General features: G+C 60.8%; 22 protein-coding genes and 1 tRNA gene. 15 read left to right on the top strand and 8 right to left on the bottom strand.

The genetic code is table 11. The annotated features are described in order from the left end of the window. The first annotated feature begins 47 nt into the window (after positions 1 to 47). Positions 48 to 497, top strand: coding sequence for an MmcB family DNA repair protein (locus ACEN2R_RS09705; protein WP_442041650.1), 450 nt, complete (start codon positions 48 to 50; stop codon positions 495 to 497). On the opposite strand, the gene ACEN2R_RS09700 is transcribed toward ACEN2R_RS09705, so the two are convergent. Continuing rightward, positions 475 to 678, bottom strand: coding sequence for a DUF6324 family protein (locus ACEN2R_RS09700; RefSeq protein WP_442041648.1), 204 nt, complete (start codon positions 676 to 678; stop codon positions 475 to 477). The genes ACEN2R_RS09705 and ACEN2R_RS09700 overlap by 23 nt on opposite strands. Before the next feature lie 234 nt (positions 679 to 912). On the opposite strand from ACEN2R_RS09700, the gene ACEN2R_RS09695 reads away from it, so the two are divergent. After that, positions 913 to 989 (top strand) — tRNA-His (locus tag ACEN2R_RS09695). A 6-nt stretch (positions 990 to 995) separates the two neighbouring features. On the opposite strand, the gene ACEN2R_RS09690 is transcribed toward ACEN2R_RS09695, so the two are convergent. Then, entirely contained in the window at positions 996 to 1,307 is a 312-nt protein-coding gene (locus ACEN2R_RS09690; RefSeq protein WP_442041646.1) for a DUF6476 family protein, read from the bottom strand. Here ACEN2R_RS09690 and ACEN2R_RS09685 point away from each other — a divergent pair. The 3 genes from ACEN2R_RS09685 to ACEN2R_RS09675 all read left to right on the top strand — a co-directional run bounded on the left by ACEN2R_RS09685 (position 1,306) and on the right by ACEN2R_RS09675 (position 4,510). Continuing rightward, the gene (locus tag ACEN2R_RS09685) at positions 1,306 to 2,337 is read left to right on the top strand and encodes an RluA family pseudouridine synthase (RefSeq protein ID WP_442041644.1); all 1,032 of its coding nucleotides are present in this window, start codon (positions 1,306 to 1,308) and stop codon (positions 2,335 to 2,337) included. The two genes, ACEN2R_RS09690 and ACEN2R_RS09685, sit on opposite strands and share 2 nt — an antisense overlap. Before the next feature lie 167 nt (positions 2,338 to 2,504). Beyond that, on the top strand, positions 2,505 to 3,401 hold the full coding sequence (gene rpoH / locus ACEN2R_RS09680; RefSeq protein ID WP_442041642.1) for an RNA polymerase sigma factor RpoH: 897 nt from the start codon (positions 2,505 to 2,507) through the stop codon (positions 3,399 to 3,401). A gap of 140 nt (positions 3,402 to 3,541) precedes the next feature. Next, positions 3,542 to 4,510 (top strand): Gfo/Idh/MocA family protein, encoded by a 969-nt coding sequence (locus tag ACEN2R_RS09675; RefSeq protein WP_442041640.1) that lies wholly within the window; start codon positions 3,542 to 3,544, stop codon positions 4,508 to 4,510. A gap of 83 nt (positions 4,511 to 4,593) precedes the next feature. On the opposite strand, the gene ACEN2R_RS09670 is transcribed toward ACEN2R_RS09675, so the two are convergent. Continuing rightward, positions 4,594 to 6,411, bottom strand: coding sequence for a M3 family oligoendopeptidase (locus ACEN2R_RS09670; RefSeq protein ID WP_442041638.1), 1,818 nt, complete (start codon positions 6,409 to 6,411; stop codon positions 4,594 to 4,596). 291 nt (positions 6,412 to 6,702) lie between these two features. On the opposite strand from ACEN2R_RS09670, the gene ACEN2R_RS09665 reads away from it, so the two are divergent. Genes ACEN2R_RS09665 through ACEN2R_RS09650 form a run of 4 tightly spaced genes read left to right on the top strand, consistent with a single transcriptional unit; the run spans position 6,703 to position 10,647 of the window. Continuing rightward, positions 6,703 to 8,118 (top strand): circularly permuted type 2 ATP-grasp protein, encoded by a 1,416-nt coding sequence (locus tag ACEN2R_RS09665; protein ID WP_442041636.1) that lies wholly within the window; start codon positions 6,703 to 6,705, stop codon positions 8,116 to 8,118. Positions 8,119 to 8,122: 4 nt separating this feature from the next. Beyond that, a complete protein-coding gene (locus ACEN2R_RS09660; protein ID WP_442041634.1) occupies positions 8,123 to 9,076 on the top strand; it encodes an alpha-E domain-containing protein in 954 nt (317 codons plus the stop codon). After that, a complete protein-coding gene (locus ACEN2R_RS09655) occupies positions 9,073 to 9,885 on the top strand; it encodes a transglutaminase family protein (RefSeq protein WP_442041632.1) in 813 nt (270 codons plus the stop codon). Before ACEN2R_RS09660 ends, ACEN2R_RS09655 begins: the two co-directional genes overlap by 4 nt. Before the next feature lie 36 nt (positions 9,886 to 9,921). Continuing rightward, positions 9,922 to 10,647 carry a peptidase gene (locus ACEN2R_RS09650; protein WP_442041630.1) on the top strand — a complete coding sequence of 242 codons (726 nt, stop codon included), beginning with the start codon at positions 9,922 to 9,924 and terminating at the stop codon, positions 10,645 to 10,647. A gap of 85 nt (positions 10,648 to 10,732) precedes the next feature. Here the strand turns inward: ACEN2R_RS09650 and ACEN2R_RS09645 are convergent, their stop codons facing one another. Together ACEN2R_RS09645 and ACEN2R_RS09640 are read right to left on the bottom strand one after the other, a co-directional pair. Continuing rightward, the gene (locus tag ACEN2R_RS09645; RefSeq protein WP_442041628.1) at positions 10,733 to 11,665 is read right to left on the bottom strand and encodes an alpha/beta fold hydrolase; all 933 of its coding nucleotides are present in this window, start codon (positions 11,663 to 11,665) and stop codon (positions 10,733 to 10,735) included. Between the two features lie 3 nt (positions 11,666 to 11,668). Then, complete coding sequence (locus tag ACEN2R_RS09640) at positions 11,669 to 11,956, bottom strand: SCP2 sterol-binding domain-containing protein (RefSeq protein ID WP_442041626.1); 288 nt, start codon at positions 11,954 to 11,956, stop codon at positions 11,669 to 11,671. Between the two features lie 172 nt (positions 11,957 to 12,128). Between ACEN2R_RS09640 and ACEN2R_RS09635 the strand changes: the two genes are divergently transcribed. From ACEN2R_RS09635 to ACEN2R_RS09615, 5 genes are all read left to right on the top strand, one after another. Further along, positions 12,129 to 12,587 (top strand): tetratricopeptide repeat protein, encoded by a 459-nt coding sequence (locus ACEN2R_RS09635; RefSeq protein WP_442041624.1) that lies wholly within the window; start codon positions 12,129 to 12,131, stop codon positions 12,585 to 12,587. Positions 12,588 to 12,603: 16 nt separating this feature from the next. Next, a complete protein-coding gene (locus ACEN2R_RS09630) occupies positions 12,604 to 15,396 on the top strand; it encodes a helicase-related protein (RefSeq protein WP_442041622.1) in 2,793 nt (930 codons plus the stop codon). 2 nt (positions 15,397 to 15,398) lie between these two features. Beyond that, a complete protein-coding gene (locus ACEN2R_RS09625; RefSeq protein ID WP_442041620.1) occupies positions 15,399 to 15,794 on the top strand; it encodes an RNA-binding S4 domain-containing protein in 396 nt (131 codons plus the stop codon). Positions 15,795 to 15,847: 53 nt separating this feature from the next. Continuing rightward, positions 15,848 to 16,186: a ferredoxin FdxA gene (fdxA, locus tag ACEN2R_RS09620; RefSeq protein ID WP_442041618.1), complete on the top strand. Its 339-nt coding sequence runs from the start codon at positions 15,848 to 15,850 to the stop codon at positions 16,184 to 16,186. A 306-nt stretch (positions 16,187 to 16,492) separates the two neighbouring features. Beyond that, positions 16,493 to 17,005, top strand: a complete 513-nt coding sequence (locus tag ACEN2R_RS09615; protein WP_442041616.1) for a CarD family transcriptional regulator — start codon at positions 16,493 to 16,495, stop codon at positions 17,003 to 17,005. Between the two features lie 157 nt (positions 17,006 to 17,162). Here ACEN2R_RS09615 and cobS read toward each other — a convergent pair whose 3' ends face one another. Beyond that, a complete protein-coding gene (cobS, locus tag ACEN2R_RS09610; protein ID WP_442041614.1) occupies positions 17,163 to 17,930 on the bottom strand; it encodes an adenosylcobinamide-GDP ribazoletransferase in 768 nt (255 codons plus the stop codon). An 81-nt stretch (positions 17,931 to 18,011) separates the two neighbouring features. Here cobS and cobT point away from each other — a divergent pair, with 81 nt between their 5' ends. Then, complete coding sequence (gene cobT, locus ACEN2R_RS09605; RefSeq protein WP_442041612.1) at positions 18,012 to 19,025, top strand: nicotinate-nucleotide--dimethylbenzimidazole phosphoribosyltransferase; 1,014 nt, start codon at positions 18,012 to 18,014, stop codon at positions 19,023 to 19,025. Here the strand turns inward: cobT and ACEN2R_RS09600 are convergent. Beyond that, entirely contained in the window at positions 19,022 to 20,866 is a 1,845-nt protein-coding gene (locus ACEN2R_RS09600) for a monovalent cation:proton antiporter-2 (CPA2) family protein (protein ID WP_442041610.1), read from the bottom strand. The genes cobT and ACEN2R_RS09600 overlap by 4 nt on opposite strands. 145 nt (positions 20,867 to 21,011) lie before the next feature. Further along, entirely contained in the window at positions 21,012 to 23,345 is a 2,334-nt protein-coding gene (locus ACEN2R_RS09595; RefSeq protein ID WP_442041608.1) for a hypothetical protein, read from the bottom strand. Positions 23,346 to 23,435: the final 90 nt, after the last annotated feature.

Raw genomic sequence — 23,435 nt, 5'->3', positions numbered from 1 at the left:
ACAGCTTTTCACTTGTCATTTGTTTACGTTTTGTTCATGCTTCAAGGATGAGTAATGATCTTGCCCCCGGCCAGCTTTTGGCGCGCGGCGTCTGCCGCCACCTGCTGTCGCATGATTTTGTGACGGTCGAGGAACTGGTGCCTGCATCCGGCCTGCGTGTCGATGTGATGGCATTGGGTCCGAAGGGGGAAATATGGGTGATCGAATGCAAATCCTCGCGCACGGATTTTCAGACCGACCGCAAATGGCAAAACTATCTGGAATGGTGCGACCGTTATTTCTGGGCGGTGAATGACGCATTCCCGACCGACCTGTTGCCGGATGACACCGGGCTGATCATCGCAGACGCCTATGATGCGGACATCATCCGCATGGGCCCCGAGGCAAAGCTGTCGCCAGCGCGGCGCAAGCTCATGACCCGAAAATTCGCACGCCATGCCGCATTACGGTGGCAAGCGGCGCGCGATCCGTTGTTCAACGCTTTTTCGATCCCTTAGCCGTCGCGCGTGCAGCGCGTGCCGCTGACATGATCTCTTCCGCGATTTCGTCGGCCTCTTCGGGGTCGAAATCCAACGGCAGATCCACGCCGTCGCCTTCGACATAGATTCGCACCATACCCTGATCGGTCGGCCCGATCTGAAGATTTGCCGCGATGTCGCTTTGTTTGTCGATGCCCATGGCGTCACTCCTTTTGCGTTTGATCGGGCGTAGCGCGGCAAAGGCGTTCTTGCAAGGGGGGCGATAGGGGGCAGGTCTGTCGATCCGGCGCCGCGCTTAGGGCATTCCGCCCGGGCCAGGCCGCCGGTTTATTGGTTCGGTCGGGACATGGGCGGACAAACTTGGGAAAATGCGCAAAGTTCTTCTGCGCTTTCTCTTGCAATCATCCGGCGCGGGCGCTAAATCAGCCCTCGTGCCGCGTTAGCTCAGTAGGTTAGAGCGCTTGATTGTGGATCAAGAGGTCCCCCGTTCGAGCCGGGGACGTGGTACCACCACCCTTACTTCGTAATCTGGATGGTTTGGCGCAAGGCTCCGGTCTTGCGGTCGTAGATCAGGATTTGATCCGATGCCGTGACCACCGCATACCAGTCGCCGCCCTGGGTAAAGGCGTGGGGCACCGATCCATCCGGCAGGGCAATGCTGTCGGGCAGGGCGGGGGCGGATGTTTTTCGATCATCAGAGAAGCGGATGACAATCAGTCCAATGATGATTACAAGGCCCGCAATCATGGTGCCGGTCAGGATCGTCACCAGTCGTCGTAGAAATTTCAGGTTGGCCGGTTCTTCAACCGGTATCGGAGCATCGTCCATGTCTAACGCCTTTCAGACCCTCGAGGTCACGATCAGTGCCGATCCCCCCGATCGCCTTGATAAGGCGCTTTCGCGCGACGTGCCAGTAGAGGCGTCACTCAGCCGGTCCCGCCTTGCAAAACTGATGGAGGCGGGCGCAATCACCCGCGCCGGAGAGGTGATTTCCGACCCCAAGGGCAAAGTGGCCGAAGGCGATGTGTTCACCATCACGGTGCCCGTGGCCGAGGAAAGCCATATAAGCGCCGAGGATATCCCGCTGGACGTGGTCTACGAGGATCACGACCTGATTGTCATCAACAAACCCGTTGGCATGGTCGTGCACCCCGCGCCCGGCTCTTACAACGGAACGCTGGTCAATGCCCTGCTGCACCATTGCGGCGATACGCTGTCGGGCGTTGGCGGCGAAAAACGCCCCGGCATCGTGCACCGCATCGACAAGGACACATCGGGCCTGCTGGTGGTCGCCAAGTCCGACAAGGCGCATCACGGCCTTGCCAAACAATTCGAGAAACACACGGTGGAACGCTATTATCAGGCGCTCGTCTATGGCGCGCCCGACGCCTATGACCCCCGCCTGCGCGGTGTTAAGGGGGTCAGCTTCGAGACCGGCAACATCATGCGGATCACAACGCAACTGGCGCGGCACAAGACCGACCGCCAGCGGCAGGCGGTGCTGTTCCAGGGCGGGCGTCACGCGATCACGCGGGCGCGTGTGGTCGAAACCTACGGTGCCCCCGTTGCGGCCACACTGATGGAATGCTGGCTGGAAACCGGTCGCACTCACCAGATCCGGGTGCATATGGCCCACGCCGGCCACAGCCTGATCGGCGACCAGACCTATGGCGGCAAGCGCAAGCTGTCGCCCAAGGCGCTGTCTGCCGCAGGGCTGGAGGCCGCGCGCGTCTTTCCCCGTCAGGCGCTGCATGCGGCCGTGCTGGGGTTCGTGCATCCGGTCACCGGCGAGGATATGCGATTCGAGGCGGAATTGCCGTCCGATATGCAGGCCCTCATCGACGCCCTGCGCGGCTGACGCACTCTGCACAACGCCGTGATGGCCTGTCACATTTCTGGAATTGCGACGGAAACAGGTTCATATTGCGTTCAAGACTTATGTGTATGTGATGCGCTTGAACCCAAGCGATCCAGTACCCAAGTAATGTTAAGCCTCGAAATATCGAGGAGAATGAGGGCAATAAAATGGCAACTTACGCAAATCTTCCAGCGCCGTCCCCCGAACAGGGGTTGAACCGCTATATGCAGGAAATCCGCAAGTTCCCCCTGCTGGAACCTGAACAGGAATATATGCTGGCAAAGCGTTGGGTCGAAGACCAGGACACCGAGGCCGCGCATAAAATGGTAACCTCCCACCTGCGACTGGCGGCCAAGATCGCCATGGGCTATCGCGGTTACGGCCTGCCGCAGGCCGAGGTGATATCCGAGGCGAATGTGGGCCTGATGCAGGCGGTCAAACGGTTCGACCCTGAAAAGGGCTTCCGCCTTGCGACCTACGCGATGTGGTGGATCCGCGCCTCGATCCAGGAATATATCCTGCGGTCCTGGAGCCTTGTCAAAATGGGCACAACCAGCGCCCAGAAAAAGCTGTTCTTCAATCTGCGCAAGGCGAAATCCCGCATCGGCGCGCTGGAAGAGGGCGATCTGCGGCCTGAACATGTGGCCAAAATCGCCCATGACCTTAGCGTGACAGAGGCAGAGGTCATCTCGATGAACCGCCGCCTGTCCGGTGGCGACGCCTCGTTGAATGCGACGGTCGGATCGGATGGCGAAGGCACGATGCAATGGCAGGACTGGCTGGAAGACGAAGACGCCGATCAGGCCGGCGACTATGCCGAGCGTGACGAACTGGACAGCCGCCGCGAACTATTGGCGAAATCGATGGAAGTGTTGAATGACCGCGAAAAGGACATCCTTGTGCAACGTCGTCTACAGGACGATGTTGTCACGCTAGAGGATCTGTCGGGGCAATATGGCGTGAGCCGCGAACGCATCCGCCAGATCGAGGTCCGTGCCTTTGACAAGCTGCAGACCCGCATGCGCGAATTGGCGAAAGAAAAGGGCATGCTGGAAACGGCATAAGGTTACTTTGTTCTCTAAATACTCACGGCGCGACGGGAAAACCGTGGCACCGTGAGTATTTGACCGAGAAGAACCACACAGGCTTTCGCTGTCCCGGTCTTGCTGCTAGCCTTTGGTGGAAACACCGGAGGCTTTTTTTCATGACATCTTCACCTGTTCGCTGGGGCATCCTTGGGGCATCCAAATTCGCGCTTGAGCATATGGGCCCCGCCATCAATGAGGCACGGGGGGCGGAACTGGTCGCGCTTGCCACCTCCTCGGCTGAAAAGGCGGCGCCGTTCAAGGCGTTTCAGCCGCGACTGAAGGTGCATGACAGTTATCAGGAGCTGCTGGACGATCCGACGATCGACGCGGTTTATATTCCCCTGCCCAATGCGCTGCATGTGGAATGGACCCGCCGCGCGATGGAGGCGGGCAAACATGTGCTGTGTGAAAAGCCGATCGCGATGCACGCCGCGGAGATCGACGCGCTGATCGCCATGCGGGATCGCACGGGGCTGCTGGCGGCAGAGGCCTATATGATCGTCCACCACCCGCAGTGGCAGCGCGCGCGCGATCTGGTTCAGGCGGGCGAGATCGGGACGCTGCGCCATGTGGACGGTGTATTCACCTACAACAACGCCGCCGATACCGCCAATATCCGCAACAAGCCTGACCTTGGCGGTGGTGCCTTGCCGGACATCGGCGTCTATGTCTTTGGCGCGACCCGCTTTGTCACCGGGCAGGAGCCGACAGAGGTTTCGGCCCGGATCGAGCGCGAGAACGGCGTGGACGTGTTGTCGCGGATCACGGCAGAGTTCCCCGGTTTCAGCTATTCCGCCTATGTCTCTATGCGGCTGGAGGGGCGTCAGGAAATGGTGTTCCATGGCGACAAGGGCCTGATCCGGCTGACCGCACCGTTCAACGCGCAGGTCTTCGGCGGGGCACAGGTGGAAACCCACCACGGAATGACCGTGACCACAGAACGCTTTCCTGCGGCGCGCCAATATGCGCTTCAGGTCGAGGCCTTCTGCCGCTCTGTCCGCACCGGCGTGGCCTATCCGTGCCCGCTTGAATTCGTACAAGGCACGCAGCGGATGATCGACATGGCTTTCGCCTCTGAGACCTGATTGGTTCTTCTCGGTCCAAATACTCGAACGGCGCGGCGGTTGACCCGTCGCGCCGTGAGTATTTTTGGAACAAAGTAGGGGGGTTAGCCCTCCATTGCTTCCAGCTCGTCGATCATGCCAGAGATCATCGACAGGCCCTTGTCCCAGAATTTCGGGTCAGAGGCGTCGAGGCCGAAGGGGGCCAGAAGCTCCTTGTGGTGCTTGCTGCCGCCTGCCTTGAGCATCTCGAAATACTTGTCCTGAAAGTCCGCGCCACCCTCTTCGTAGACCGCATAAAGCGCATTCACGAGACCGTCGCCGAAGGCATAAGCATAAACGTAGAACGGCGAGTGGACGAAATGCGGGATGTAGGCCCAGAAGGTCTCGTAGCCGTCCATGAAGTTGAAGACGGGGCCAAGGGATTGTGCCTGAACCGACATCCACAGGATGTTGATGTCATCGGGTGTCAGTTCTCCGTCGCGGCGGGCAGCGTGGAGTTTGCATTCGAAGTCGTAGAACGCGATCTGGCGGACGACCGTGTTGATCATGTCTTCGACCTTGCCGGCCAGCAGGGTTTTGCGCTCTGCGTCGGTTTTCGCGTTGGACAGCAGTTTGCGGAAGGTCAGCATCTCGCCAAAGACAGACGCGGTTTCGGCCAATGTCAGTGGCGTCGAGGACAAAAGTTCGCCTTGCCCTGCGGCCAGCACCTGATGCACGCCGTGGCCCAGTTCATGCGCCAGCGTCATCACGTCGCGCGGTTTGCCGAGGTAGTTCAGCATGACGTAGGGGTGCACATCGGTCACCGTGGGGTGGGCGAAGGCACCGGGTGCCTTGCCCGGTTTGACGCCCGCGTCGATCCAGCCGTTTTTGAAAAAGGGTTCGGCGATTTCTGCCATTTTGGGCGAGAAATCGGCATAGGCCTCCAGCACGGTTTGCGTTGCGGTTTGCCAATCCACCAGCTTGGGCGAATCGAGCGGAAGGGGCGCGTTGCGGTCCCAGACCTCCATCTCGTCCAGGCCCAGCCATTTGGCTTTTAGCGCGTAATAGCGGTGCGAGAGTTTGGGATAGGCGGCGACAACCGCATTGCGCAGCGCCTCGACCACTTCGGGTTCGACGTGGTTGGACAGGTGGCGGCCGGTTTGCGGGGTGGGCATGCCGCGCCAGCGGTCCTCGATTTCCTTTTCCTTGGCCAGCGTGTTGTGGATGCGGGCAAAGGTGCGCACGTTGGCACCGAACACGCGGGCCAGTTCGCGGGACGCCGCCTCGCGCTTTGAGCGGTCCTGTTCGGTCAGCTGGTTCAGGGCGGTTTCGATGTTCACCTCTTCGCCGTCGATGGTGAACATCAGTCCGGCAATCGTTTCATCGAACAGGCGGTTCCACGCGGCGGCGCCGACGGTGGACTGGTCGTGCAGGAATTTTTCCAGCTCGTCCGACAACTGGTAGGGCTTCATTGCGCGCAGGCGGTCGAAGACGGGTTTATACCGCGCCAGATCGGCATTTTCCTGAAAGAGGGCGGACAGGGCATCGTCGTCTATCCGGTTGATTTCAAGTGTATAAAATACCAAAGGCGTGGTGAAATTGGTGATCCGGTCCTGCATGTCGGCCATGAATTTGGCGCGTTCGCTGTCCATCGTGTTCTGGTAATAGCGCAGGCCCGCGAACGACATGATGCGGCCTGCGATCAGGTCGATTTTCTCGTAGCGCAGGACGCAGTCCAGCATCGCGGCGGCGTCCAGCCCGGCCAGCCGGCCTTCGTATTCGCCGGCGAATTTGGCGCAGGCGGATTCGAGCCAGTCAAGATCGCGCTTCAGCTCTTTGGCGTCTTGCGAGGTGTAGAGATCTGTCAGATCCCAGTCGGGCAACTTGCCAAGATCCTTGCCGCCAGAGGTATTGGCGTCGAATGCGGGTGTCGGAAATTTCATAAGGGCCCTCTTGCATGGTTTTCCACAATATAGGCAGGGCGGTGCGGGGTTGAAAGGCTGGATGCCTGCGGCGCGGATATTTGTGGAACAAAGAACGACAGATCAGTCGTGGGTGGAGAGGTGGGCCTTCCTTATTGCCTGCACGGTATTTGGGCGAATGATCGAAATTTAGGCGATTATTGTATGTTGCGTGACGTTGCCGGGGATTGACGTGGAATTATGGATTATCTGCTTCCAACTTGCCTGAACCTGCGCCTATCCTTTGAGCATCACCGAGCAACAAGGCGGACCATGTCCTCAAAGTTTTTCAACGAGATGTATCAGAACGGCGCGGTTCGCGCGCCTTATCAGGGGCTGGACGGCTGGACCGACAACATGCCCGCCGATCTGCGCCAGATGAAGCAAGCCGAGGCCGAGGCGTTGTTCCGGCGGATCGGGATTACCTTTGCGGTTTATGGTGAGGGGGGCGATCCGGACAGGCTTATCCCTTTTGACATGTTCCCGCGGGTCTTTGCCCATGACGAATGGCGCAAGCTGGAGCGCGGCATCAAGCAGCGCGCCCGTGCCCTGAACGCGTTTCTTGTGGATGTGTATGGCCGGGGCGAGATTATTCGTGCCGGGCGTATCCCCGGCCGGCTGGTCTATCAAAACGAGGCATTTGAGAAGGCCGTTGTCGGTTTTGTTCCGCCGCGCGGGGTCTACAGCCATATCGTCGGTATTGATCTGGTGCGCACGGGGCCGGATGATTTTTTTGTTCTGGAGGACAACTGCCGCACACCGTCGGGCGTGTCCTATATGCTGGAAAACCGCGAGATCATGATGCGGATGTTCCCTGAGTTGTTCCGCAACAACCGCATCGCGCCGGTCGAGGATTATCCGTCCAAACTGCGTCGCACGCTTGCGTCTGTCGCGCCGAACAAATGCAACGGAGAGCCGGTTGTGGTGATCCTGACGCCGGGGCATTTCAACTCTGCCTATTACGAGCATTCGTTCCTGGCGAACCTGATGGGGGTCGAGCTGGTCGAAGGGCAGGATCTGTTCGTCGAGGGCGATTTTGTCTACATGCGCACCACACGCGGCCCCCGCAAGGTCGATGTGATTTACCGCCGGCTGGATGATGCCTATATCGACCCGCTGTGTTTCAGGGCGGATTCGATGCTGGGCATTCCCGGCCTGATGAACGTCTACCGCTCTGGCGGGGTGACGATTGCCTCTGCCCCCGGCGCGGGCGTTGCGGACGACAAGGCGATCTATACCTATGTGCCCGAGATGATACGCTTTTATCTGGGGGAAGAACCCATTTTGAAGAACGTGCCGACCTGGCAATGCGCCAAGGCGGATGACTGCAAATATGTTCTGGAGCATCTGGCAGAGCTTGTGGTGAAAGAGGTTCACGGATCGGGTGGATATGGCATGTTGGTGGGTCCGAGCGCATCCAAATCGGATCTGGAGCTGTTCGCGCACAAGATCAGGCAGAACCCGTCGAACTATATCGCGCAACCGACGCTGGCACTGTCGACCTGTCCGACATTCGTGGATCAGGGGATCGCGCCGCGCCATGTCGATCTGCGGCCCTATTGCCTTGTGGGCGAAACGGTCGAACTGGTGCCGGGCGGGTTGACCCGCGTGGCGCTGACCGACGGATCGTTGGTGGTGAACTCGTCGCAGGGCGGCGGGGTCAAGGACACATGGGTATTGGCGGAGTGATGACATGCTAAGCCGGACCGCAGAAAACCTGTACTGGATGGCGCGCTATATGGAGCGGGCCGAGACAATGGCGCGCCTGTTGGAAGTGGGCGCGCGCAATGCGCTGATGCCGAACACCGGCACCGGGTTCCGCAGCGAGTGGGACGCGATCCTGCAAGCCAGCGGCACCGCACGCGGCTTTGCCGAGAAATACGGCGAGCCTGTGCAGCGCAACATCGAAAGCTATCTGTTCTTTGACCGCGACAACCCGAGTTCGGTGTTTTCGTGCATCGAGGCCGCCCGCGAGAACGCGCGTATCGTGCGCACGGCGCTGACCTCTCAGGTCTGGGACGGGTTGAACACCGCCTATCAGGAGCTGAAGGAACTGGAGCGCAAGCCGCGCAGCCAGCTGGAGTTGTCATCGCTGACGGAATGGACCACGCGCCATTCATCGCAGGTGCGGGGCGCGATTGATGCGACGCAGCTGCGCAATGACGGCTATGATTTCATGAACATCGGCTATTATCTGGAACGCGCCGACAACACGGCCCGACTTCTGGACGTGAAATATTATGTTTTGTTACCGCAGATCGACTTGGTGGGCAGCGGGCTTGATAATTATCAATGGACCACGCTGCTGCGGTCGATGTCGGCGCACCGCGCCTTTCACTGGGCCTATGGCGGCGATGTGACGCCCAGGAAAATCGCGCATTTCCTGATTTTGAACGAGCAGTGCCCGCGGTCGCTTTTGACCTCTGTGCGCGGGGCGGCGGACCATCTGGAACGGATCGCACGCGGATATCAGGCATCGGGGGCCGCGCAGACTGCGGTGCGCAGCCTGTTGGGCGAAATTGCCGAAATGGGCATCGAGGATATCTTCGAGGAAGGCCTGCACGAATTTCTGACGCGGTTTATCCGTCAGGTTGCTGTGCTGGGGGGCGTCGTCCAGAACGCCTATCTGACGGGAGAGGGCCGATGAGACTTCAGCTATCGCACAAGACGACCTACCGCTATGACCGCCCGCTGCGCAGCGTTGTGCAAAGCCACAGGCTGACGCCCGCGAATTCGGCGGGACAGACGATTGTGTCGTGGAATGTGTTCGTCGAGAATGCCTTTATGGGGACGCCCTTTGTCGATGGTGCGGGGGATACGGTCACCACGATGACAAAGCGCGGGCCGGTGTCGGAACTGCTGATCGAGGTGACAGGCACGATCGACACCCGTGACACCACGGGGGTTCTGAAAGGACATAAGGAAAGCGTGCCGCCGATGGCCTACCTGCGGTCCTCCTCGGCCACCGAAGCCGATGTGGCGTTGACCGAACTGGCGCGAGAGGTCGCAGCCAAGGGGAAATCCGGTCTGGGGCAGGCGCATCTTTTGTCCCGCGCGATTTCGGATGCGATTGTCTACCGCCCCGGCGTCACGGCAGAGCATACAACCGCCGCCGAGGCGCTGAGCCTTGGCGAGGGCGTATGTCAGGACCACGCGCATGCGCTGATTGCGGCTGCTTTGGTGGTCGAGATGCCGGCGCGCTATGTCTCGGGCTATCTGTTTTCGGATGCGGAAGGGCAGGCGCACGAGGCAAGCCATGCCTGGGCGGAAATCTGGATCGACGGGCTGGGCTGGGTCGGCTTTGATGCGGCGAACCGATGCTGCCCGGACGAGCGCTATATCCGGCTAGGGTCGGGATACGACGCGGTCGATGCGGCCCCCATTCGCGGTATCGGCGAAGGGCTTGCCGCAGAGTTGATGGATGTGAGCGTTGCAGTTCAGTCCGTCCAGCAATAGGGTTCCGCGCAACCCTGTGAATCGGAATCCTGAATTATGACCTATTGCGTTGGCCTTCTGTTGAACGAAGGCTTGGTGATGCTGAGCGACACCCGCACCAATGCGGGGCTGGACAATATATCGACCTACAAGAAGATGTTTGTCTTCGAGGAGCCGGGCGACCGTGTGATCGCGATCATGACCGCAGGCAGCCTGTCGGTGACGCAAACCGCCATCGCGCGTTTGCGCGACGCGATCGACAATGGGGACGAGGCGCCGGAACAGTCCATCATGCATGCCACGACCATGCTGAAAGTGGCCGAGATCATCGGTGCGGCGCTGTCCAGTGTCTCGACCGAGATCGCGTCAAAGATGGAACGGATGAAGCAGGCCGCAAGCGCCAGCATGATTGTCGCCGGGCAGCGCAAGGGCGGCGATATGCGCATGTTCCTGATCTATCCCGAAGGGAATTTTATCGAGGCGACCGAAGACACGCCCTATTTGCAGATCGGCGAACATAAATACGGAAAGCCGATTCTGGACCGCGTGGTCGATCCTGAAACATCGCTGTCGGATGCGAAAAAAGCGATGCTGCTGTCAATGGATTCGACCCTGCGGTCGAACCTGTCGGTTGGCATGCCGCTGGACCTTCTGGTGGTCAGGCAGGGCGCGTGCCGCGTGGATGAAAAGCGGCGCATCGAACAGGGCGATCCGGTGTTTGCCGCAATGAGCGACGCCTGGTCCGAAGCCCTGCGCCGGTCCTTTACAGAAATCGAGATATAGCGGGTTTCGCGGTTCGGGCGCGCGGGCGACGCGCTTCGCGCGAGAGTATTTGGACCGAGAAGAGGGGCAGGTTTGGTTTTTCAGGCTAGGGGTGGGCGTTGAAAAGCTTGACCGCTGCGTCGAAGAACCGGGCGCGTGTTGCCGGACCTTCCATCATCACCTCGTGCTCTGCCTGCTGCGCCATCACGAGCATGCCGCCCGGCCAGTCTTTCATCCGTCTGGTGATCGGCGTGGTTTCGACGATCCGCTCGTTGGTGCCGATCATGGTGAGGGTGGGTGTTTCGGGGGATTGTCTGCGCGACAGGGAACGGGTTTCCGAAAGGGCCTCGTGCAGCCAATGCAGGCTGGGGCCGCCAAGCGCAAGATCGGGATGGGTGGAGACCTGACGGTGCATCAGCGCGAACATTTCGGCATCGGTGGTCAGGGTATTGTCCAGAAACGGGGCTGATTTGACATAGGTTTCCAGCGTTGTTCCGGGGCTGAGTTTTCCGCCAAACCCAAGGGGGCCGCTGAGGCCGGACAAGGCGACGGCGAAGGGGCGCAGCAGCGGAGACATCAGGATGCCCCACATGGGGGCGCTGAACACGGCGGCGCGGACGCCGAGGCCTTCGATCAACGCGCGCAGGGCAATTGCCCCGCCCATGGAGTGTGACATCAGGTAGAGCGGGCGCGGCAGGCCCAGATCCGATGCGGCGCGAACCATCGCCTTGACGTCGAACTGGTAGTCGCGGAACCGGCCGACATGGCCGATGGCGCGGTTTTCCAACAGCCGCGCCGACAGGCCCTGACCGCGCCAGTCGACCGCCATGGTGGCGTAGCCGCGATTCTGTAGGTCCTTGGCGGCAAGGCCGTATTTTTCAATGTATTCCGTGCGCCCCGGAAACAGAAGGACGGTTCCCCGGGCACCTGTCGGCCAGACGCCGACACGGATGTTCACCCCGTCAGAGGTTGTCAGCCAATGGGCGCGGACATCTGCGGGGCCATTGGATACGTCCTGATAGAACGGGGCGGCTTGCATGGTTTATCCCAGAACCGAGCCCAGTTTCATCGCCAGCCCCATATCGCCGTCAACGGACAGCTTGCCGGTCATGAAGGCCGACGTCGGGTTCATCTCGCCCTCGAGAATCGCCTGAAAGGTTTCTGCGGTGGCGGTCAAGGTCACATCGGCCTCTGCATCGCTGGCGCGGGCGCCGGTATCGTCGATCAGAATGCTGCCTTCGTCCTCGATCACGAACTTCGCCAGCCCGTCAAAGCCACCGTCCATTTTGGCGTTCAGGGCGGCCACGGCGGCCTCGATAACAGTGCTCATCAGGTAATCCTCAATTTGTGACCTGCGGTATATCGCTTTTCCCGCAGGTTGCGCTAAACTCGTTATTGTTATGGTACCTTTTACAGCGCATCTCAAACATATCGTTGCGGCATTCGTGACAACAGTCATGTTTTCCATGCCTTTGGCGGCTTCGCCAACGGACTTGGATGATTTGTTTGCGGAACTGCAGGATGCACAGGCGGAAAACTGGCAGATGATAGAAGGCCAGATCCTGACGGAATGGTCAAAGTCGGGCTCTGACGCGATGGATCTGTTGCTGAAGCGCGGAGAATCAGCGCTGGACTCGGGTGACACCGATACGGCGATCGAGCATTTCACCGCGCTGATCGACCATGCGCCGGAATTCGCCGAAGGGTATAACGGCCGGGCCAAGGCCTATTTCGACGCGGGGAAATACGGTCCCGCCCTTCAGGACATCGGCACGGCGCTGACCTTGAACCCCCGCCATTTTGGCGCGTTGACGGGGCTGGCCGCAATTCTGGAGGAGACCGGATCGCCCGAGGATGCGCTGCTCGCCTACCGCGAGGTGCTGGCTATACATCCGCACCTTGAAGACGTAAAAACAGCCATCGAACGGTTGACGGTCGCGACCCAAGGAACCGACCTGTAGGAATAGGGCAAAAGCAATGCGAGAGCAGGCAAGGATCACAGCGGTCCTCGGCCCTACGAACACCGGCAAAACCCATTATGCCATCGAGCGGATGCTGGGCCACCGCACAGGTGTGATCGGACTGCCGCTGCGTCTTTTGGCGCGCGAGGTCTACGACAGGATCGTCGCCGCGCGCGGCCCGTCGGTTGTCGCGCTGGTAACCGGCGAGGAACGTATCGTGCCCGAGCGGACCAAATACTGGGTCTGCACGGTCGAGGCGATGCCGCTGGAAATTGGCGCGGATTTTGTGGCGGTGGACGAGATCCAGCTCTGCGCCGATCCCGATCGCGGGCATATCTTTACCGACCGCCTTTTGAATGCGCGCGGCCTGTTGGAAACGATGTTTCTGGGTGCCGAGACGATGAAAAGCGCCATCGCCGATCTGGTGGGGGGCGTCCAGTTCGTCCGGCGAGAGCGATTTTCGGAACTGACCTATACAGGTGAGAAAAAGATAAGCCGGATGCCCGGACGCACCGCAATTGTCGGGTTTTCGGTTGAGAATGTCTATGCGATCGCCGAATTGATCCGACGCCAGAAGGGCGGTGCGGCGGTTGTCATGGGGGCCTTGTCGCCGCGCACCCGCAATGCGCAGGTCGAGATGTACCAAAACGGCGATGTGGATTTTCTGGTGGCGACCGATGCCATCGGCATGGGCCTGAACCTTGACATCAACCATGTCGCGTTTTCCGCCACGACCAAGTTCGACGGCCGCCGGATGCGGCCCTTGCAGGCCAATGAACTGGCCCAGATCGCGGGCCGCGCGGGCCGGCATATGAACAACGGCACCTTTGGCGTCACGGGCGAGGCGCGGGCGCTGGATGATGAAGTGGCAAAGGCGATTTGCGATCACCGCTTTGCACCGGTCAAGAAATTACAATGGCGCAATGCCAATCTGGAATTCGGCAGCGTGGACCGCTTGTTGGGCAGTCTGGAACGGCAGACCGAAAACCCCTGGCTGACGCGGGTGCGCGAATCCGACGATCTGGCCGCGCTGAAGGCCCTGACCGCCATGCCCGAAGTGCGGGTGCGGGCCCAGGCGGGCGCAGGGGTTCGGCGCCTTTGGGATGTCTGCCGCATTCCCGACTTCCGCAGCATCTCGGCTGTGGAACATGCCACGCTTTTGCAGACCATCCACGGGTTCCTGTGTGACGTGAACCGCGTGCCCGACGACTGGCTCGGGGGGCAGGTAAAGCGTATTGACCGGATCGATGGCGACATTGATACTTTGTCGAAACGGCTGGCCTATATCCGCACATGGACCTATGTCGCGCAAAGAACCGGGTGGGTGGATGACGAAAGACATTGGCGAGGAGAGACCCGCGCTGTAGAAGATCGCCTGTCAGATGCCTTGCACGAGGCTTTAACGCAAAGATTTGTTGACCGGCGGACAAGCGTATTGCTTCGCCGGTTGAAGCAGAAGGAGGGCCTTGTGGCCGAAGTAAACGATAAAGGCGAAGTGATGGTCGAGGGACAATTTGTCGGCCGTCTGGACGGGTTCCGTTTCCGGCAGGATGCCAGCGGATCCCCTGACGAGGCCAAGACCCTTCGCGCCGCAAGTATTGCTGCCCTGAAGCCGGAATTCCACCTGCGGGCCGACCGTTTCTACAACGCGCCGGACACAGAGATCGACTACACCGAACAGGGTGGTCTGATGTGGGGCAAGATGGCTGTCGGCAAGCTGGTCAAAGGTGCCGATGCCATGCGCCCCGTCGCCGAGGCCTTTGTCGATGACGAGGCGGGCTTTGACGTGGCACAGAAGGTGCAGCGCCGTTTGCAGCATTTTATCGACCGCAAGGTGGCGACGCAGTTCGAACCCCTGATGGCGATGTCCCGTGACGAAACGCTGACCGGCCTTGCGCGCGGTTTTGCCTTCCGCCTGGTCGAGGCGATGGGCATCCTGTCGCGTGACGCCGTTGCGACCGAAGTGAAGGACCTGGATCAAGAGGCGCGCGGCATGCTGCGCAAGCATGGCATCCGCTTCGGCCAGTTCACGATTTTCATGCCCTTGTTGCTGAAGCCCGCCCCGACGCGCCTGCGTCTGGTGCTGTGGTCGCTGGGGCAGGGCCTGTCCGAATTCCCCGAAAGCCCGCCCCCCGGTCTGGTGACGATCCCGTCGATCGCCGAGGTGGACGAAGGCGTCTACACGCTGTCCGGTTACCGCAAGGCCGGCGCACGCGCGATCCGCATCGACATGCTGGAGCGTCTGGCAGACCTGCTGCGCGCCAAGGACAGCCGCGTCGGATTCGAGGCGAACCCCGATATGCTGTCGATCACCGGCATGACGCTGGACCAGTTTGCCGACCTCATGCAGGGCCTTGGATATTCCGCCGAAAAGGCAGAGCGCGCCAAGACCAGACCAGAGGCCGCATCCCCAGCGCCCGATGCGCCCCAAGCTGACGTCGCCGAACCCGAGGCGGGAACTGACCCCGCTGCGGCCGACGCAGAAGACAGCACGGAAACAGAGGCAGAAGCCCCTGAGATGGAGGTCTACTACACCTTCAAATGGGCCCCCGTCCGCCGCAAGCCCGAAGGCGCGCCGCGCAATGCAGACGCTGCCCGGGGCAAGCCCCGCGGCGACCGCAAGGACGGCGGCAAATCGCAGGGCAAAGAGGGTGGCAAACCGCGTCAGGGCGGCAAGGATGGCGGCAAGCGCCCACCGCGCGAACCGCAGCAGCAAAGCTTCTCTGCCCGGCCCCCGAAAAAGGAAAAGCCCATTGATATGGACAATCCTTTTGCCGCTGCCCTGATGGGCCTGCGGGACAAGACCTGAAATTGAGCGAACCGCGCACCACCATCCGCATCGACAAGTGGCTGTGGTATGCGCGGTTTCTCAAGACACGGGCGCTGGCCACCAAACTTGTCACCGGTGGCCACGTCCGCGTGAACGGCAACCGCATCGGCAAGGCGTCAGTGGCGGTTGGCGCGCAGGATGTCCTGACCTTTCCACAGGGCGATGATATCCGTGTGGTACGGATCACGGATATCGGCACACGGCGCGGCCCCGCACCCGAGGCGCAGGCGCTGTATGTCGATCTGGCACCCAAGGTCGTTGTCGCCCCCGAGGACAGGGAGTTCGTTCCGGTGACACCCAAATTCGAGGGAAAAGGTCGTCCCACAAAGAAAGATCGCCGCACCTTCGATCTTTCCCGCGGCTCTGCGCTTGATTGATCCGGCATGCTGGACTAGCTAGAGGGCGACCTTAGTGAGAACCGAGAACTCCAATGACCTATGTCGTGACCGACAACTGCATCGCCTGCAAATACACTGACTGCGTCGAAGTCTGCCCCGTGGATTGTTTCTACGAGGGCGAGAACATGCTGGTGATCCACCCGGATGAATGTATCGACTGTGGCGTCTGCGAGCCGGAATGCCCCGCCGACGCGATCCGCCCGGATACAGAGCCGGACATGGACAAATGGGTGGAATTCAACCGCAAGTATTCGGTCATGTGGCCGGTTATCATCACCAAGAAAGACCCGCTGCCCGATGCGGAAGCGCTTGATGGCCAAACCGGCAAGCTGGAAACCATGTTCAGCGAGGCCCCCGGAGAGGGCGGCTAAGCGCTGATTCGGCAACTGCCGCATTGACGAAACCCGCGCAAAACGTCGATCTTCGGCCCTAAGTGGCTTATTCCGCCCTAAAAACGCACCATTTGGCGCAGAAATAAAGGCGGCCCTTTAAAGTGTCGCTTTTTTTTGCTATATTCCCGTTACAAGTTACCGACCGCAACCTGAAAAACACCCTCAGCACTGCTCGCCTGTTGGGTGAATTATCTGCGCATTGATTCCGCTGACGGGGATACTTCTTCCTCCCCGCCTGAATTCGTGTCGCAGGTGTTCAGGGGTCCTTTCGAGGAAGAAAACTGTATGACAAAGTCAAAAAGATCTGATTTTCGCCCTAACGAGTTTGTTGTTTATCCCGCCCACGGCGTTGGCAAAATCGTCAATATCGAAGAGCAGGAGATCGCCGGTATATCGCTGGAGCTGTTCGTGATCTCGTTCGAAAAGGACAAGATGACATTGCGGGTTCCAACCCATAAGGCGACAGAGGTCGGCATGCGCTCTCTCTCGTCGCCCGATGTTGTGTCGGCTGCGATGAAAACCCTGAAGGGCAAGGCGAAGGTCAAACGTGCGATGTGGTCGCGCCGTGCGCAAGAGTACGAGCAAAAGATCAATTCGGGCGATCTGATCGCGATTGCAGAGGTCGTGCGCGACCTGCACCGGACCGATGACCAGCGAGAGCAGTCCTATTCCGAGCGGCAACTCTATGAGGCAGCACTCGAGCGTCTGACACGCGAAGTCGCCGCCGTCGGTGGTAGCGATGAAATGTCTGCGCAAAAGTCGATCGATGATGTCTTGACGGCCCGCATCGCGGCCTGATCGACAACCCTCCCTAACAAAAGCCGCGCCTTCGGGGGCGGCTTTTTTGTTGGCGCATCCCCGTTCTTTTTGGTTCAAATATCCTCGCGCGAAGCGCAAAATCCGAGCGCCCGCGCAGCGGCCGCGAGATATGGAAATGGCGCGGAACGCGCCTCCGCTAGATCAATGCCGCCAGCGCCGCAAGTGCTGCGATTTCAGAAACTTGTTGGACCGAACCCAGAATATCGCCGGTTTGGCCGCCAATCTTGGCCTGCGCAATCAGCGCCATGCCACAGGCTGCCGACAGTACACAAAGCGTCAGCAAAAGCGCCGGTGCCCCCAGCGCCAGACCGGAAATCCCTGCCCCAAGCGCCAATGCGATCCCCGCGTGCTTGCGCGACGGGCGACCAACCCCCGCAGACAGGCCCGCCCCCCGCGCGTTCGTCATTAACGCCATCACGGCGACCATCGGCGCGCGCGACAGGGCGGCGCTGGCGATCAGCGGGGCAATAAAATGGCCGGACCCAAGGATATCGCCCAACGCCGACCAGCGGACAAGCGTGCCCAGAACCAACGCCAGAACGCCGTAGGTGCCGATGTGGCTGTCTTTCATGATGGCAAGGCGCCGCTCTTTGTCCCAACCGCCCCATAGACCGTCGGCGCTATCGGCCAGGCCGTCTTCGTGCATCGCGCCGGTCACAATAATCGAACTGGCCAGCACGCATGCGGCAGCCACGGGAACGGGCAGGGCGCACCACAGGGCAATCGCCCCGACGCCGGCCGAAATTGCGCCCACGACCACACCGGCAAGCGGATAGGCCCAAGCCGCCGCCGCCCCGCGTGTCACCGCCTGCTCTGTGTCCACAGGCACGGGCAAACGGGTCAACAGCCCGAGGGCCGCCAATATGTCGCGCGCCGCAATCAAAGTGGTGTCGTGTTTTGCCATTGATGGGGTGTTTCTGTGCCTTTGCCTTTGCTATGCCAGCGTTAAACACAACCACATAAAGTTTCAACGAGGGTTTCCTGAATGATCGCCGCACCGTTTTCCAGCCTTGCCGGGTTCCGCGCAGTATTGTCCACATTGCCGGGGCCCGATGTGACCGCAGGGGTGGCGGCATCGGACCGGAATGCGCAGCTGACAAAACCCCCCGCAGCGCTGGGGCGGCTGGAGGATATCGCGATCTGGTATGCGGGGTGGCGCGGCGACGCAAAACCGGTGATCGCCAATCCACAGGTCATCATCTTTGCCGGCAACCACGGCGTCACGGCACAGGGCGTATCTGCCTTTCCGGCCGAGGTGACCGGGCAGATGGTGATGAATTTTCAATATGGCGGGGCGGCGATAAACCAGTTGTCCAAGGCGTTCGGTGCCCGGATGGATGTGCATGCCTTGTCGCTGGACCGCCCCACGGCGGATTTCACCGTCAGTCCCGCGATGTCGGAAACAGAAGTGGTCGAGGCCTTGGCAACCGGCTGGACCGCAGTCGATCCCTCTTGCGATTTGCTGGTCACCGGCGAGATGGGCATCGGCAACACGACCCCTGCTGCGGCAATGGCGGCGGCCCTGTTCGGCGGCGCGGCGGCGGATTGGACCGGACGCGGCACCGGCGTGGATGATGCGGGGCTGGCCAACAAGACCCGCGTCGTGGCCGAAGGTTTGATGCGGCACCGCGACCGCGACCCACTGGAGATTTTGCGCTGTCTTGGCGGCCGCGAAATCGCCGCGATGGCGGGTGCCATCGCCCGCGCACATGCAGAGCGTATTCCGGTGATTCTGGACGGGTTCATCTGTTGCGCGGCGGCGGCAGTTCTGGATCGCACGGCGCCGGGCGCATTGGATCACTGCCTGGCGGGGCATCAGTCTGCCGAGGCCGCGCATGCCAGATTGCTGGCCGCGCTTGGCAAAACCCCGCTGCTCAGTCTTGGGATGCGCCTTGGCGAAGGATCGGGTGCGGCGCTTGCAATTGGCATCCTGAAGGGGGCCGTGGCCTGTCACTCGGGCATGTCGACCTTTGCCGAGGCGGGTGTGGCTGCGGGTTAGGTGGCCTCTTCGGGTTTGTCGCGCACGGCGACCAATGCGGCTTCCAGATCTTTGTTCAGTTCGCGGGCACGGGCAACATAGGCTTCGTTTTCGTGGGTGGGCACGCCCGGTTTCCACAACGGGGCCAGTTCGCGCACGGACAAGCGGTCCATTTTGAAGAACATCTTTTCCTGTTCGGCTGCGTCGTAGTCTGACAGGCCCATCTGTTCCAGAACGTAGCGACCCGCCCGCAGGCTGCTGTCGAACATCTCTCGCACAATGTCATTGGCACCCGCCTCATAAAGCTCGAACACATGCACGCGGTCGCGGGCGCGGGCGACGATATGCAGGTCGGGGCGTTGTCTGCGGGCGAATTTCACCAATCGGTTCGTTGCGTCCCGATCATCAAGGGCCACGACCAGAACACGGGCGGTGGCCAGACCTGCGGCATTCAACAGCTCTGGTCGGGTCGGGTCCCCAAAGAAGCTTTTGAACCCGAAACGGCGCATCAGGGTAATGGTTTCAAGGTCGTGATCCAGAACGGTCGTCTTGAAACCCGCGCTTTGCACCAGCCGGTTGACCACCTGCCCGAACCGCCCGATGCCGGCGATGATGACGGGCTGCTGGTCGTCGATCTCGTCGGGGGCCGTGATGGTGCCAGCTTCGATCATCCGCTTTGCGATGACCTCGTAGGCGATGAAGGCCAGCGGAGCCAGAAGCATCGACAGCGCGATGACCAGCAACAGCGTCCCCCCAAGTTCCCTTGGCAGAACATTGGTCTGAAGCGCGAAACTGACCAGCACAAAGCCGAATTCGCCCGCTTGTGCCAACCCCAGCGCAAACAGCCACTGATTGCGTTTGCGCAGTTTGAACAGATAGCCAAGGGCCAGCAGGATCACAGCCTTGATCAGCATAACCGCAAGGGTCAGCCCCAGAATGGTAAAGGGCGCGCCAAAGAACATGTCAAAGTCGATGCCCGACCCGACTGTCATGAAAAACAGGCCCAGCAGCAGCCCCTTGAACGGCTCGATGTTCGCTTCCAGCTCGTGCCGGAATTCAGAGTTGGCAAGAACCACCCCCGCAAGGAACGTGCCAAGCGCAGGCGACAGGCCGACCAGCGTCATCAACACGGCGATGCCCACGACGATCAACAGGGCGACGGCGGTGAACATCTCTGGCAGATGCGAGGCATGGATGTAGCGAAACAACGGACGGGCCAGAAAGACACCGGCCAGAATGACCGTGGCAATGGCAGCCAGGGTAACAAGGGTCACGCCCCAGCCGGGCAGCCCCTCGACCAGTGAAAGGTTGCTGTGATCCAGCGTGCCGCCCGCGTGGTAGAACGTGCCCGACATCGCCAGAAGCGGCAGAAACGCCAGCATCGGAATGACGGCGATATCCTGCATCAGAAGGACCGAAAACGCAGAGCGGCCCCCCGGTGTCTGCATCAGCTTTTTCTCGTTCAGAGTTTGCAGCACGATCGCGGTCGAGGACAACGCAAAGATCAGGCCCACGGCCAGCGACATTGCCCAGTCATAGCCAAGCTGCATCGCGCCGCCCATGATTGCGGCGGTGGTCAGGGTCACTTGCAGGCCACCCAGACCGATCAGCTTGTGGCGCATGCTCCACAACGATTTCGGTTCAAGTTCCAGACCGATCAGGAACAGCATCATCACCACGCCGAATTCGGCAAAATGCTGTAGATCGGCATTGTCCGCGCCGCCAATCCCCAGAAGCGGCCCGATGATCATCCCCGATAACAGATACCCCAGCACCGACCCCAGCCCCAGCCGCGCGGCAAGCGGCACAGTAATGACAGCCACCCCCAGATAAACCGTTGCCTGAATAAGAAAACTTTCCAAATCATTCCTCCGATACGGATGCAAATATCGCAGGCTGATGGATCAAAGGCAACGACACGCCCTTGTGTGTTGGTGGAATTGACAGGAAATGCCGGCTTTTCCCGATGGTCGGTGCCTCGGGGGCTTCAGGGTTGCATTGAACCGCCTAGCCCTTGGGCATTGTCAGAACGACGTTTCGCCCGCTTTTGACATACCGAAGCTCGGCGGTGCCGATGGCCGCGACCTTGCCGCCGTCAACGCGGTCACCGACCTTCAGTTTCACGAATTTTCCATTGGGCAGACGCACCAACGCGCGGCGTCGCGACGGCGTGCCGAAGACGCCGATCAGGTTGACCTTGTTCAGCTTGATCGCCTTGGTCACGGTGGCCTGACGCGTGACCGACGCGCTGGAGGGAATGCGGGGCGCGACGGATGCCAGTTCCGGCTCGTCCGCGGTCTCCTCTTCGGTGGGGGCCTTGTTCGGGGCGACAGACGCGGGGATAAGTGCAGCGCTGCGTGCCTCGGTCTGTTTGTTGGCGCGATCCGCAAGCGAGGCGATATTGCTGGGCCGGGAGGACGGAACGCGTGACCTTGCGACCGCCAGTTTCGTGCCGGTGATCACCGGCGGCGGGTTGTTCGCAACAGCCGAGGCCACGTCATTGGCGACCGCATCGGCAAGATCCTGTTCCGCCACCTGTTCCGCCACCTGTTTTGCCACCTGTTCCGCCGCCTGCTGCGCGGATTCGGGGCGCACACGGGGCTTCAGACCAGCCAGTTCGCTGCGCAGACGCCCGCCAAGCAGAACCTTTTCGCTCTTCTCGACCAGCCCGGCGGGGCGCGGCTTTGGTCGCGGACCGGCAAGCTGGGTTTGGGCCGTGATCGGGGCTTCCTCGGGGGTGGTGCGGGGCTTGGGCGCTTTTGCAGGGCGGCCTGCAAAGACCATGACGCCCTCGGGCGTCAGGGTTCCCTTGGCTGTGGGCGTGACATTGCCTTTTGCATTCAGGCTGAAAACCGTGCCGACAGAGGGGGGTGAAACACGCGACGGGGGGCGGATGTCATCTGGGGTTTTGCTGACGGTGGGCAGGGCGATGGCGTCCTGAGAGGCGATCACGGGGTCGATCGAGGCGACATAAAGGGCATCAAGGTCCGTTTCCGGCGGCAACGGCCCTTGATCCGGCGCGATTTGCCAGACGCCGTTGGCCGCATAGGCTGTTCTTGCTTCTTGCAGCGTCATCGGGGCTGGGCGCGCGTCCGGCATCGCCAGATCGGGTTCCAGAAGCGGATCTTCGCTGTCCATTTCCGGCAATTCGGTCTCTGCCAGCGCGATGTCGGCGGGCAGGGCGTCGGGCATGTTCATCAAGGCGAGGTCCGCCTCATCGGCCAGTGCCTCATCGGCCATGGCTTCATCTGACGGGGCGTCGTTTTCTATGGCCACCACGGTTGTCTGATCCGACGTGCCGATCAGGCCCGACAGGCCATTGCCCACCACGAAAGAGGACAGAAAGGCCGTAATCGCCAGTATCACCAAAAGTGTCAGTGTCAGCGTCAGGATCAGGGCCCGATACCGCGCGGCCCCTTTCATGGGGGCCGTTTTGCGTGCGCCAAAAACCGTCATCGCCTGTTTTGTATCGGCGGGGGCTGCCATGGCCTGCCCGGTCACGGCCTTTTTCACATCGCTGGATCGGGTGCCCGGCGTCAGGCTTGCCGCCGCTGTGCTTGCCAGAACACCCTCTGCGATACCGCTGACCCTTGGGGTCTCCTTCGCGGCGGGGAGGGGCGGCAGGGGGGCGATTTTGGATGCCGGAAGTTGCGGCGGCACTGTCCCGAAGCTGCGGTCCTTGTCGGTGCTGCGGGGGGGCACGACCTGCGTTTCCTTCGTGACGGGCGGTTGTGTGTCGACGAGTACCGGTGTCGGGGCGACGGCATCCGGGGCAGTCTTGGGGGGGGCGTCCTTTACCGCACCAAGCACGACAATGGTGCTGTCGTCCTGCTCTACCGGATCGGTCCTTGCCTTGTCCTGATGGGCCTTTGTCACGCCGAAAAACGGCTCTCCGGCGAATGTGTCGGCGTCCGGGATGGCGACAAAGGACACGGGGTTCATTTTGTGTTGCGTGGCGAAGTCTTCGGCCTCTGCCAAAGTCTCTTTTGCCACAGCGGCCACCTGAACGCTATCGCCCGAGGCGCGCCAGTCAAAGACAAGATCGTCCACGTCATACGGGGTCAGGCCATCCAGCGCGGCGGCGATCTGTCGGGTGCGGTCCGCATCTGTCGGGCCGGGGATGTCGATGGTTTTGAACAGGATCTGGGAATTCGGGATAACCAATTTCGTCGCGAGGCCGTGCGGTTCCATTGCAAGGGCCGTCTGACGCAGAAACCCGATGGACGTGCCCGAATTCTCGGTGTCCAGCGACACCTCGCCGACAAGCGTCCAGCCGCCGGTGGTCCGGTGCAGCAGGCGGATGCCGTCATGGCTGAAGTCGAGGACAAAATTTGGTTTCATGCCATAGCTCTATCACATTAGATAAATACATCGGGAGTCACCTGCCCCCGCGCGATATGAGTATAGCAGGTTTCCGCCGAGGCCAACAAA

Source organism: Pseudogemmobacter sp. W21_MBD1_M6 (genome assembly GCF_052119585.1).
Lineage (GTDB): Bacteria > Pseudomonadota > Alphaproteobacteria > Rhodobacterales > Rhodobacteraceae > JBGQOJ01.
Note: the sequence above shows the minus strand (reverse complement) of the source record. Positions and strands in the feature narration are given on the sequence as shown.

Excerpts from the sequence above, each read along its gene's own strand:
- ACEN2R_RS09705 (WP_442041650.1), top strand. The coding sequence starts at position 48 with ATGAGTAATGATCTTGCCCCCGGCCAGCTTTTGGCGCGCGGCGTCTGC.
- ACEN2R_RS09700 (WP_442041648.1), bottom strand. The coding sequence starts at position 678 with ATGGGCATCGACAAACAAAGCGACATCGCGGCAAATCTTCAGATCGGG.
- ACEN2R_RS09685 (WP_442041644.1), top strand. The coding sequence starts at position 1,306 with ATGTCTAACGCCTTTCAGACCCTCGAGGTCACGATCAGTGCCGATCCC.
- ACEN2R_RS09690 (WP_442041646.1), bottom strand. The coding sequence starts at position 1,307 with ATGGACGATGCTCCGATACCGGTTGAAGAACCGGCCAACCTGAAATTT.
- rpoH (WP_442041642.1), top strand. The coding sequence starts at position 2,505 with ATGGCAACTTACGCAAATCTTCCAGCGCCGTCCCCCGAACAGGGGTTG.
- ACEN2R_RS09675 (WP_442041640.1), top strand. The coding sequence starts at position 3,542 with ATGACATCTTCACCTGTTCGCTGGGGCATCCTTGGGGCATCCAAATTC.
- ACEN2R_RS09670 (WP_442041638.1), bottom strand. The coding sequence starts at position 6,411 with ATGAAATTTCCGACACCCGCATTCGACGCCAATACCTCTGGCGGCAAG.
- ACEN2R_RS09665 (WP_442041636.1), top strand. The coding sequence starts at position 6,703 with ATGTCCTCAAAGTTTTTCAACGAGATGTATCAGAACGGCGCGGTTCGC.
- ACEN2R_RS09660 (WP_442041634.1), top strand. The coding sequence starts at position 8,123 with ATGCTAAGCCGGACCGCAGAAAACCTGTACTGGATGGCGCGCTATATG.
- ACEN2R_RS09655 (WP_442041632.1), top strand. The coding sequence starts at position 9,073 with ATGAGACTTCAGCTATCGCACAAGACGACCTACCGCTATGACCGCCCG.
- ACEN2R_RS09650 (WP_442041630.1), top strand. The coding sequence starts at position 9,922 with ATGACCTATTGCGTTGGCCTTCTGTTGAACGAAGGCTTGGTGATGCTG.
- ACEN2R_RS09645 (WP_442041628.1), bottom strand. The coding sequence starts at position 11,665 with ATGCAAGCCGCCCCGTTCTATCAGGACGTATCCAATGGCCCCGCAGAT.
- ACEN2R_RS09640 (WP_442041626.1), bottom strand. The coding sequence starts at position 11,956 with ATGAGCACTGTTATCGAGGCCGCCGTGGCCGCCCTGAACGCCAAAATG.
- ACEN2R_RS09630 (WP_442041622.1), top strand. The coding sequence starts at position 12,604 with ATGCGAGAGCAGGCAAGGATCACAGCGGTCCTCGGCCCTACGAACACC.
- fdxA (WP_442041618.1), top strand. The coding sequence starts at position 15,848 with ATGACCTATGTCGTGACCGACAACTGCATCGCCTGCAAATACACTGAC.
- ACEN2R_RS09615 (WP_442041616.1), top strand. The coding sequence starts at position 16,493 with ATGACAAAGTCAAAAAGATCTGATTTTCGCCCTAACGAGTTTGTTGTT.
- cobS (WP_442041614.1), bottom strand. The coding sequence starts at position 17,930 with ATGGCAAAACACGACACCACTTTGATTGCGGCGCGCGACATATTGGCG.
- cobT (WP_442041612.1), top strand. The coding sequence starts at position 18,012 with ATGATCGCCGCACCGTTTTCCAGCCTTGCCGGGTTCCGCGCAGTATTG.
- ACEN2R_RS09595 (WP_442041608.1), bottom strand. The coding sequence starts at position 23,345 with ATGAAACCAAATTTTGTCCTCGACTTCAGCCATGACGGCATCCGCCTG.